This window comes from Azonexus sp., from assembly GCF_041909095.1.
Taxonomy (GTDB): Bacteria; Pseudomonadota; Gammaproteobacteria; order Burkholderiales; family Rhodocyclaceae; genus Azonexus.
On sequence record NZ_JAYREB010000005.1, the window covers coordinates 171181 to 181344 of the forward strand.

Here is a 10164-nt window from a genome sequence, read left to right on the forward strand (position 1 = left end):
AATCGGAATCAGGAAGAGGAAGAAGCGCGCCGCCAGCCGATCACCGCGCCCAGCGCGGCGAGAACAAGGGGCAACGCGAGCAGCAGCGCCTTGACCGAATCGGCGAGGTCGCCCCAGGCCAGCAGCACGGTGACCAGCAGCAGCCCTAGCGCCAGGCCACTGACGCCGCCCTTGAGCGCGCTACTGCTGACGCGCAGGCGAGCCAGACGGCGCAGGGTGGCGCAATTCGGACAGACGGTGGCGCCGTCCGGCGATTCGCCGCCGCAGTCGGGACAGGCCATCAGATGCGCTTGGCCAGTTCGGCCGCCTTGCCGGTGTAGTCCCAGGGCGTCAGCTTCAGGAGTTCGGCCTTGGCAGCTTCCGGGATATCCAGCGTGGACACGAAGGCCTGCATGCCGTCGCGCGAAACGCGGGTGCCGCGGGTCAGTTCCTTGAGCTTTTCGTAGGCATTGGGCACGGCATAGCGGCGCATCACCGTCTGGATCGGCTCGGCGAGCAGTTCCCAGTTGGCGTCGAGGTCGGCCTTCATCAGGTCGGCGTTGATTTCCAGCTTGCCCAGGCCCTTCAACAGCGAGTCGTAGCCGAGCAGCGTGTAGCCGAGGCCGACGCCCATGTTGCGGAGCACCGTCGAATCGGTGAGGTCGCGCTGCCAGCGCGAGATCGGCAGCTTTTCGGCGAGGAACTTGAGCATGGCGTTGGCCAGGCCGAGGTTGCCTTCGGAGTTTTCGAAGTCGATCGGGTTGACCTTGTGCGGCATGGTCGACGAGCCGATTTCGCCGGCCTTGACCTTCTGCTTGAAGAAACCGAGCGAGATGTAGCCCCAGACGTCGCGGTCGAGGTCGACCAGGATGCTGTTCGCCCGGGCGAAGGCGTCGAACAGCTCGGCCAGCGCGTCGTGCGGCTCAATCTGGATGGTGTAGGGATTGAAAGTCAGGCCGAGCGACTCGACGAAACGCTTGGCAAAGCCTTCCCAGTCGTAGCCGGGGTAGGCGGCGAGGTGGGCGTTGTAGTTGCCGACCGCGCCGTTGATCTTGCCGAGCAGCTCGACACCGGCGATGCGGGCGCGGGCGCGTTGCAGGCGGTAGGCCGTGTTGGCCATTTCCTTGCCCATCGTCGACGGCGTCGCCGGCTGGCCGTGCGTGCGGCTCATCATCGGGATGTCGGCGTAGGCGTGGGCCAGTTCGCGCAGTTTCTCGATGACCTTGTCGAGCGTCGGCAGCATCGCCTGTTCGCGGGCGCCCTGGCACATCAGCGCGTGCGACAGGTTGTTGATGTCTTCCGAGGTGCAGGCGAAGTGGATGAATTCGCTGACCTTGACCACTTCGGCATTGGCTTTGGTTTGTCCCTTGATCCAGTATTCGAGCGCCTTGACGTCATGGTTGGTGGTCGCTTCGATGGCCTTCACCTCGGCCGCCTGTTGCGGGCCGAAACCGGCAACCAGCGCATCGAGTTCGGCGATGGTGGCCGGCGAAAAGGCGGCGATTTCCGTGAAATGCGGCTCGGCGGCCAGCGCCTTGAGCCATTCGATCTCGACCTTGAGACGAGCGCGGATCAGGCCGAATTCGGAAAAGTGTTCGCGCAGCGCATCGACCTTGCCGGCGTAGCGGCCATCAAGCGGGGAAAGCGCGGTCAGGGGGTTGAATTCCATGGGAGCATCCTTATCGTTAAGGGCAGGATTTTACCCGCCCGACCTCACCCAGCGCCATACGCTATAATTGCGCACCCCAATCCCAGAGCCTGTAATGAAGCTGATCGGTTCGCACACCAGCCCCTACACCCGCAAAGTACGGGTCGTCCTGGCGGAAAAGAAGAAGGAATACGAATTCATCGTCGACCACCCGCGGAGTCCGGACAGCTCGGTGCCCGACCTCAATCCGCTGGGGCGCATCCCGACCCTGCTGCTCGACGACGACACGGCGCTCTTCGATTCCCGCGTAATCGTCGAACACATCGACAACATCACGCCGAACAACAAGCTGCTGCCGGCGCCCAACCGCGAACGCACCGAGGTCAAGCGCTGGGAGGCGCTGGCCGACGGACTGTGCGACGCCGCCGTCAGCGCCGTGATGGAAGGCCTGCGCCCGGCCAACGAACAAAGCCCGGACTGGATCGCCCGCCAGCGCGACGCCATCGCCCGCACCCTGCGCTTCATGGAAACCCACCTCGGCGAGAAAAGCTACTGCATGGGCACCCACTTCTCGCTCGCCGACATCGCCGTCGGCGTCGCCCTGGGCTACCTCTGCCTGCGCTTCCCCGACTTCGACTGGGCGACCGACCACCCGAACCTGGCCCGTCTGTACGAAAAACTGCTGCAGCGCCAGTCCTTCATCGACACCGTTCCCGTCGTCTGATCCCGAAAGCACAAGGGAGGCGCCGGCTGGCGCCTTTTTTTTCGAACTCGCGCCCCGCGGCGAGGTCAACCCGGCATTCCGGAGACAGGTAGACCCATGAACCACAAACTCGATTCCCTGTGCATCGCCCTTGCCGAGCGCGACCCGGAGACGCGCAGCCACTCGGACCGGGTGGCCGGGCTGGCCCTGGAGCTGGGTCGCCATATCGCGCTGCGCGACGACGAACTCGACCTGCTGGCGCTCGGTGCCTGCCTGCACGATATCGGCAAGATCGGCATTCCCGACCGCGTCCTGCTCAAGCCGGGACGCTTCGAGCCGGCGGAAAGGGAAACGATGCGCCAGCACACGCTGATCGGCGAACGCATCGTCCGCGCCGTCGATGACGAGCGGGCGTCGGAGCTGGCGGCGCTGGTCCGCCACCATCACGAAAATTTCGACGGTTCGGGCTATCCGGATGGCCTGCGCGGCACCGGTATTCCGCTGACGGCGCGGGTGCTGGCGCTGGCCGACAACTACGACGCGCTGGCGACCAGCCGCCCCTACCACCCGGGGCGGCCGCACCGGGAAATCATCGACATCCTGGCCGGGTCGGATGCCGAGAAGTTCGACCCCGACCTGCTACACGCCTTCCAGCATGTCATCGAACGCTCGGCAATGCGCGCTGGTTAGGGCTTCTCAAAGAATCACGCCGCCGCCCAGGCAGACCCGGCTTTCGTAAAGCACCACCGACTGGCCCGGGGTGAGCGCCCATTGCGGCTCGGCGAAGCGGATTTCACAGGCTTCGCCATCGACGCGCTCGATTTCACACGGCTGGTCGGCCGTCCGGTAGCGTGGCTTGGCGGTATAGACCCAGTGCGTGTGCGGCGCCCGTCCGGACACCCAGCTCAACTGCTCGGCGACCAGGCTGTCGCGCAGCAGCGCCGGATGATCGTGGCCCTGGACGACGTAGAGCACGTTCTTCTCCATGTCCTTGCCGGCGACGAACCAGGCGTCGTGGTCGCCGCCGCCGGGCTGGCCTTTTTCCTTCAGGCCGCCAATGTGCAGCCCCTTGCGCTGGCCGAGGGTGTGGTACATCAGGCCGTCGTGGCTACCGAGCACCTTGCCGTCGTCGAGGCGGCGGATTTCGCCCTGTTTCGGCGGCAGGTAGCGGCTGAGGAAGTCCTTGAACGGCCGCTCGCCGATGAAGCAGATGCCGGTCGAATCCTTCTTGGTGGCGACGTGCAGGCCTTCGGCCTCGGCGATCTTCCTGACCTCGCGCTTGTACAGGTCGGCGAGCGGAAACAGCGTCTTCGAGAGCTGCGCCTGGTTCAGGCGGTAGAGGAAGTAGCTCTGATCCTTGGTCCCGTCCTCGGCTTTCAGCAACTGGTACTCGCCGTTGAATTCGCGCACGCCGGCGTAGTGGCCGGTGGCGATCTTCTCGGCGCCGAGCTGCATGGCGTGGTCGAGGAAGGCCTTGAACTTGATTTCGGAGTTGCACAGGATGTCCGGGTTCGGCGTCCGTCCGGCCTGGTATTCGCGCAGGAACTCGGCAAACACGCGGTCGCGGTACTCGGCGGCAAAATTGACCACTTCGACGTCGATGCCGATCACGTCGGCGACGCTCATCACGTCGACCAGATCCTGGCGCGACGAGCAGTATTCGTCGTTGTCGTCGTCTTCCCAGTTCTTCATGAACAGGCCGATCACCTCCCAGCCCTGGCGCTTCAGCAACAGCGCCGCGACCGACGAATCGACACCGCCGGACAAACCGACCACTACCGTACCTTTAGACATCGGGCCCAGCCCCTTTCTTCCATTCTTCCAGCGGCAGGATCACCGCCGGTTCTCCGTTGTTCACAAACCAGCTGTCGACGACGTAATGACCGCCGCTCATCTCTTCGATCACCGCCGACCAGTGGTTGGCGATGAGACCGAGCAGATAGCGCGGCTCCGGCGCCAGCACCCGATGCCAGCGCAGGTAGCCGTAGCGCTGCAGCATCTCGAGCAGACGCGTCGTCGTCGTCGAATGGTCGATGCAATCCATCTTCCCCGACTCGTTGCCGTCGGCGTAGTTGCCGCCGCGGTCGTCATGCACCGGTGACTGTTCGCCGGCCCAGCGGTAAAGGCGGCCGATGACCTTGGCCAGAATGATGCGCTCATTGGCCGGATCACCAGCATACGCCAGCAGGCGTCGGATCTCCCCGAGTTGCCCGGACGAATAGCGGATTTCAGCCTGCGCCACGCAGCCATAACCGTAACAGACCACCACCGTCTCGTCGGCCACCGCTGCCCCGGCGAACAGCAAGGTGACGGCGGCGAGGGCATGCCGCCACATCAACCGTAATGCACCAGCAGGTCGAGCGGGTAACGCCGCCCGGCCAGATAGTCCTCGCAGCAACGCAGGATCAACGGACTACGATGCCGTTCCTGCGTCGCCCGAATTTCGTCGAGCGTCAGCCAGCGGGCGCCGACGATACCGTCATCGAGCTTGCGCTCGGGATCGTGACCGCGCAGCTCGCCGGCGAAGGCAAAGCGCAGGTAAGTCAGATCCTTGGTCGGATGCGGCCAGTTGTAGATGCCGACCAGGTGCGTCGGCTTGAAATCGTAGGCGGTTTCCTCGCGCGCCTCGCGCACCACCGCATCGACCAGCGCCTCGCCCGCCTCGAGATGACCGGCCGGCTGATTGAAGGCGAGCCCGGTCTCGGTTTCCTCCTCGACCAGCAAAAACCTGCCATCGCGATAGACGACGGCGGCAACGGTCACGTTCGGCTTCCAGATCATGCAAGGCTTCCTGCGTCAAAAGCATTATTTTAGCCGCTGATTTCGGCTAAAATTTCATGCTTTCAAGAGTGCATCACGGAGAATTCCACCATGTCCATGTCGGATCGCGACGGTTTCATTTGGCAGGATGGCAAGCTCGTGCCCTGGCGCGAAGCGACCACCCACGTCCTCACCCATTCCCTGCACTACGGCATGGGCGTCTTCGAGGGCGTGCGCGCCTACAAGACCGAATCCGGCACTGCGATCTTCCGCCTCAAGGAACATACCGAGCGCCTGTTCCGCTCGGCGCACATCTTCCAGATGCAGATGCCGTACTCGCAGGAAGAGCTGAACGAAGCGCAGAAGGAAGTGATCCGCGCCAACAAGCTGGAATCCGGCTACCTGCGCCCGCTCGCCTTCTACGGCTCGGAAAAGATGGGCGTCTCGCCGAAGGGCGCCAAGGTGCACGTGATCATCGCCGCCTGGCCCTGGGGCGCCTACCTCGGCGAGGAAGGCATGCAGCGCGGCATCCGCATCAAGACCTCGTCCTACACCCGCCACCACGTGAACATCACGATGGTGCGCGCCAAGGCTTCCGGCAACTACATGAACTCGATCCTCGCCAACAACGAGGCGACCACCGACGGTTACGACGAAGCCCTGCTCCTCGACCCGGAAGGCTATGCCTGCGAAGGCGCCGGCGAGAACCTGTTCATCGTCAAGAAGGGCAAGTTGTATACGCCGGACCTGACCGCCTGCCTGGAAGGCATCACCCGCGCCACGGTCATGCAGCTGGCCGGCGAACTGGGCATCGAGGTGATCGAGAAGCGCATCACCCGCGACGAAGTCTACTGCGCCGACGAAGCCTTCTTCACCGGTACCGCCGCCGAAGTGACGCCGATCCGCGAACTCGACAACCGGCAGATCGGCCCCGGCCACCGCGGCCCGATCACCAAGGCATTGCAGGAAAAATATTTCGACGTGGTCTATGGCCGCTCGGCGGCGCACGCCGACTGGCTGGCCCACGTCTGATCCAAGCTCAGGGAGAAAACGATGTCCGACCACAAGACCGTCGAAGTCAGCGCCGCCGACCTGCCGCTGCACTGCCCGCAGCCGGGTTCCGCGCTGTGGAGCCAGCACCCGCGCGTCTTCCTCGACGTGCTGAAGACCGGCGAAGCGGTCTGTCCCTACTGCGGCACCCGCTACACCTTCGCGGGCGAAGCGCCCAAGGGCCATCACTGAGCCAGAGGCGGCGGGTGTGAAACCCGCCGTTTTTCCATGAACAAGGCCCTGATCGTCGCGCCGTCCTGGATCGGCGACACCATCATGGCGCAGCCGCTGTTCGCGCGCCTGCGCGAACGCCATCCCGGCCTGCGCCTCGACGCCCTAGCCCCGCGCTGGGTGGCACCGGTACTGCGGCGCATGGCGGAGATCGACGACATCGTCGACAACCCCTTCGCCCACGGCGAACTCTCGCTCAAGGCGCGCTGGCGCCTCGGCCGCGAGCTTGCCGGGCGCGGCTACGACGCCGCCTGGGTCCTGCCCAACTCGCTGAAATCGGCACTGCTGCCGCTCTTTGCCGGCATTCCCCGACGCGTCGGCTTCACCGGCGAAGCACGCTACGGCCTGATCAACGTCCGCCACCATCTCGATGAAGCTGCACTGCCGCTGATGGTCGAGCGCTTCGCACAACTCGCCGCAGCGCCCGGTGGCGAGCTGCCACGGCCGATCCCGCATCCCCGGCTGCGCTCGACCGACAACGACCGGCAGCGGACGCTCTGCGAACTCGCCATGGTCCGCCCGGACAAGCTGGTCGCCTTCTGCCCGGGCGCCGAATACGGCCCGGCCAAGCGCTGGCCGGCGGCGCACTTCGCTGCCCTGGCGCGTGCCCTGGCCGACGCCGGCTACGTCGTCTGGCTGTTCGGCTCGCCGAAGGACCATGGTGTTGCCGAAGAAATCGCCGCCCTCGCCCCCGGCTGCTGCCGCAACCTGTGCGGCACCACCCGCCTCGACCAGGCCGTGGACCTGCTGGCGCTGGCCGACTTCGTCGTCTGCAACGACTCCGGGCTGATGCACGTCGCCGCCGCTGTCGACCGGCCGATCGTCGCCCTCTACGGCTCGTCGTCGCCCGGTTTCACGCCGCCGCTTTCCGAGCGCGCCGACATCCTCAGCCTCAAGCTCGACTGCAGCCCCTGCTTCAAGCGCGACTGCCCGCTCGGCCACCTCGACTGCCTGAACCGGCTGCTGCCGGCGCAGGTTTTCGCCGCCTGTCAGAAATGGATGCAAGCATGAGCCAGCCCACCCCGCCCTCCACCACCCTGGCCTCGCCGGACGACGTCGAGCACGCCTTCTACGACGCGCTGGCCAGCGGCGATGCCGACCTGCTGATGCATTGCTGGAGCGAGGAGGATGAAAGCGTCTGCGTCCACCCGACCGGCGCCCGGCTGACCGGCGTACCGCTGATCCGCGAAAGCTGGCGGGCGATCTTTGCCAGCACCCGGTTGCGCATCCACAGCGAAACCGTCGCCCGCTGGCAGGGATCGGTGATGGCGGTGCATCACCTGAGCGAAACCCTGTTCGTCGGCGACGATCCGGCGCCGCACGGGCCGCTCCACGTCACCCATGTCTATGTCCGCGGCGCCCATGGCTGGCGGCTCGCCTGCCGCCACGCCTCGGCGGCCGACGATGGCCACCAGGCGATGGCCGACGCCATCCCGCACACCCTGCATTGAGCCCCTACCGTGCCCCGGCCTGGCTGCCCGGCGGCCACGCCCAGACGCTGTGGCCGCTGCTGCGCAAGCCGCATCCGCTGCCGCTGCGCCGCGAACGCTGGGAAACGCCGGACGACGACTTCATCGACGTCGACTTCGTCGATGCCGCCGACACGGCGCCGACGCTGATCCTGTTCCATGGCCTGGAAGGCAGTTCGCGCAGCCATTACGCAATCTCCACCGCGCTCGCCTGCCACGCCATCGGCTGGCGTTGCGTGCTGCCGCATTTCCGCGGCTGCTCCGGTGAACTCAACCGCCAGCCGCGCGCCTACCATTCCGGTGATTCCGCCGAAATCGACTGGATTTTGCGCCGTGTCCAGGCGCGCTACGGCAGCCCGGTCCACGCCGCCGGCGTCTCGCTCGGTGGCAACGCGCTGCTCAAATGGGCCGGCGAACAAGGCGCAGCGGCCGCCGAGCTGGTCAGCGGGGTCGCCGCCTTCTGTCCGCCGCTCGATCTCGCCGCCTGCGGCCATCACCTGGCACAAGGCTTCAACCGCATTTACACGGCGCATTTCCTGAGCACGCTGAAGCGGGTCTCGGCCGAACGCCTGCGGCGCTTCCCCGGCCTCTTCGACGAAACCCGGATGCGCCGGGCGCGCACGCTGTGGGAATTCGACGATGCGGTGACCGGCCCGATCCACGGCTTTGCCGGCGCCGACGACTACTGGCGACGCAGTTCGGCCAAGGCCTATCTGCAATCGATCGCGCTGCCGGCGCTGGTCGTCAATCCGCGCAACGATCCCTTCCTGCCAGCCACCCACCTGCCGACCCCGGCCGACGCGGCTCCCGGCGTGCGCCTCGAACAGCCGGCCGGCGGTGGCCATGTCGGTTTCGTCGGCGGCGCCTTTCCGGGGCGGCTGGACTGGCTGGCGCAAAGACTCTTACACTTCTTCCTTTTCGAAACGTCATAAGCAGAGATCATGAGCCAAGCACTCCCCGCAGAAATCTTCAAGGCCTACGACATCCGTGGCATCGTCAACAAGTCGCTGACCGCCGACGTCGTGCGCCTGATCGGCCAGGCGCTTGGTTCGCTGGCGCTGGAACAAGGCCAGACGGCCATCGCCGTCGGGCGCGATGGCCGCCTCTCCGGCCCTGAACTGGCCGGGGCGCTGATGGACGGCATCGTGTCCACCGGCTGCGACGCGATCGACGTCGGCTGCGTGCCGACCCCGCTCACCTATTTCGCCGCCTACGAACTGGGCTGCCATTCCTGCGTCTCGGTCACCGGCAGCCACAACCCGCCGGATTACAACGGCCTGAAGATGGTGATCGGCGGCACGACGCTGGCGCTCGAGGCAATCCAGGATCTGAAGCGGCGCATCGAAGCCGGCAAGCTGAAATCCGGCCAGGGCAAGAAAACCAGCGCCGACGTGCTCGGCGCTTATGTCGAGAAGATCGTCGCCGACGTCAAGCTCGCCCGCCCGCTGAAGATCGTCATGGACTGCGGCAACGGCGTTGCCGGCGCGATTGCCCCGGAACTCTTCCAGCGCCTCGGTTGCGAGATCGTGCCGCTGTATTGCGAGGTCGACGGCAATTTCCCCAACCACCACCCGGACCCGTCGAAGCCGGAAAACCTGGCTGACGTCATCCAGGCGCTCAAGGACACCGACGCCGAACTGGGCATCGCCTTCGACGGCGACGGCGACCGCCTCGGCGTCGTCACCAAGGACGGCGAAATCATCTACCCGGATCGCCAGTTGATGCTCTTTGCCGCCGACGTGCTGTCGCGCGTGCCGGGCGGCACCATCATTTATGACGTCAAATGCACGCGCCTGCTGGCGCCGTGGATTCGCGAACATGGCGGCGTGCCGCTGATGTGGAACACCGGCCACGCGCTGGTCAAGGCCAAGCTGAAGGAAACCGGCGCCCCGCTGGCCGGCGAGATGTCCGGCCACACCTTCTTCAAGGAACGCTGGTACGGTTTCGACGACGGCCTGTACACCGGCGCCCGCCTGCTCGAAATATTGAGCCGCGCGGCCGATGCCAACGCACCACTGAAGGCGCTGCCGAACTCGCCGTCGACCCCGGAACTCAACATCAAGATGGCCGAAGGCGAACCCTTTGCACTGCTCGACAAGCTCAAGGCATCGGGCCAGTTTGCCGGCGCCAGCGAGGTGATCACCATCGACGGCGTGCGCGTCGAATATCCGGACGGCTTCGGCCTGGCCCGCCCGTCGAACACGACGCCGGTCGTCGTGCTGCGCTTCGAGGCCGACAACGACGCCGCGCTGGCTCGCATCCAGGACGCCTTCCGTCAGGCATTGAACGCCGTCTGGCCGGACATCGCCCTGCCCTTCTGAGGC

13 protein-coding genes are annotated in these 10164 nt (G+C 65.8%); 8 read left to right on the forward strand and 5 right to left on the reverse strand.

Annotated elements, in window-relative coordinates:
- Positions 1-8: 8 nt before the first annotated feature.
- The gene (locus ACE3OV_RS11755) at positions 9-281 is read right to left on the reverse strand and encodes a hypothetical protein (RefSeq protein WP_374327328.1); all 273 of its coding nucleotides are present in this window, start codon (positions 279-281) and stop codon (positions 9-11) included.
- Positions 281-1648, reverse strand: coding sequence for an adenylosuccinate lyase (purB, locus tag ACE3OV_RS11760; RefSeq protein WP_374327330.1), 1368 nt, complete (start codon positions 1646-1648; stop codon positions 281-283). Before purB ends, ACE3OV_RS11755 begins: the two co-directional genes overlap by 1 nt.
- 94 nt (positions 1649-1742) lie before the next feature.
- Here purB and ACE3OV_RS11765 point away from each other — a divergent pair, with 94 nt between their 5' ends.
- Both ACE3OV_RS11765 and ACE3OV_RS11770 read left to right on the forward strand, forming a co-directional pair.
- A complete protein-coding gene (locus ACE3OV_RS11765; protein WP_374327332.1) occupies positions 1743-2351 on the forward strand; it encodes a glutathione S-transferase in 609 nt (202 codons plus the stop codon).
- Positions 2352-2447: 96 nt separating this feature from the next.
- Positions 2448-3020: an HD-GYP domain-containing protein gene (locus ACE3OV_RS11770; protein WP_374327334.1), complete on the forward strand. Its 573-nt coding sequence runs from the start codon at positions 2448-2450 to the stop codon at positions 3018-3020.
- A 6-nt stretch (positions 3021-3026) separates the two neighbouring features.
- On the opposite strand, the gene mnmA is transcribed toward ACE3OV_RS11770, so the two are convergent.
- From mnmA to ACE3OV_RS11785, 3 genes are read right to left on the reverse strand one after another with little or no spacing between them, the layout of a single operon-like run.
- Positions 3027-4124: a tRNA 2-thiouridine(34) synthase MnmA gene (gene mnmA / locus ACE3OV_RS11775; protein WP_374327336.1), complete on the reverse strand. Its 1098-nt coding sequence runs from the start codon at positions 4122-4124 to the stop codon at positions 3027-3029.
- A complete protein-coding gene (locus ACE3OV_RS11780; RefSeq protein ID WP_374327338.1) occupies positions 4117-4665 on the reverse strand; it encodes a hypothetical protein in 549 nt (182 codons plus the stop codon). The genes mnmA and ACE3OV_RS11780 overlap by 8 nt, the downstream gene beginning before the upstream one ends.
- A complete protein-coding gene (locus ACE3OV_RS11785; protein WP_374327339.1) occupies positions 4665-5111 on the reverse strand; it encodes an NUDIX hydrolase in 447 nt (148 codons plus the stop codon). The genes ACE3OV_RS11780 and ACE3OV_RS11785 overlap by 1 nt, the downstream gene beginning before the upstream one ends.
- 90 nt (positions 5112-5201) lie before the next feature.
- Here ACE3OV_RS11785 and ACE3OV_RS11790 point away from each other — a divergent pair, with 90 nt between their 5' ends.
- Genes ACE3OV_RS11790 through ACE3OV_RS11815 form a run of 6 tightly spaced genes read left to right on the forward strand, consistent with a single transcriptional unit; the run spans position 5202 to position 10161 of the window.
- Complete coding sequence (locus ACE3OV_RS11790; protein ID WP_374327340.1) at positions 5202-6122, forward strand: branched-chain amino acid transaminase; 921 nt, start codon at positions 5202-5204, stop codon at positions 6120-6122.
- A 21-nt stretch (positions 6123-6143) separates the two neighbouring features.
- Positions 6144-6332 carry a zinc-finger domain-containing protein gene (locus ACE3OV_RS11795; RefSeq protein WP_374327341.1) on the forward strand — a complete coding sequence of 63 codons (189 nt, stop codon included), beginning with the start codon at positions 6144-6146 and terminating at the stop codon, positions 6330-6332.
- 36 nt (positions 6333-6368) lie between these two features.
- On the forward strand, positions 6369-7382 hold the full coding sequence (waaF, locus tag ACE3OV_RS11800; RefSeq protein ID WP_374327342.1) for a lipopolysaccharide heptosyltransferase II: 1014 nt from the start codon (positions 6369-6371) through the stop codon (positions 7380-7382).
- Positions 7379-7822 (forward strand): nuclear transport factor 2 family protein, encoded by a 444-nt coding sequence (locus ACE3OV_RS11805; protein ID WP_374327343.1) that lies wholly within the window; start codon positions 7379-7381, stop codon positions 7820-7822. Before waaF ends, ACE3OV_RS11805 begins: the two co-directional genes overlap by 4 nt.
- Positions 7819-8772, forward strand: coding sequence for a YheT family hydrolase (locus ACE3OV_RS11810; protein ID WP_374327344.1), 954 nt, complete (start codon positions 7819-7821; stop codon positions 8770-8772). Before ACE3OV_RS11805 ends, ACE3OV_RS11810 begins: the two co-directional genes overlap by 4 nt.
- A 9-nt stretch (positions 8773-8781) precedes the next feature.
- A complete protein-coding gene (locus tag ACE3OV_RS11815) occupies positions 8782-10161 on the forward strand; it encodes a phosphomannomutase/phosphoglucomutase (protein ID WP_374327345.1) in 1380 nt (459 codons plus the stop codon).
- Positions 10162-10164 lie beyond the last annotated feature (3 nt).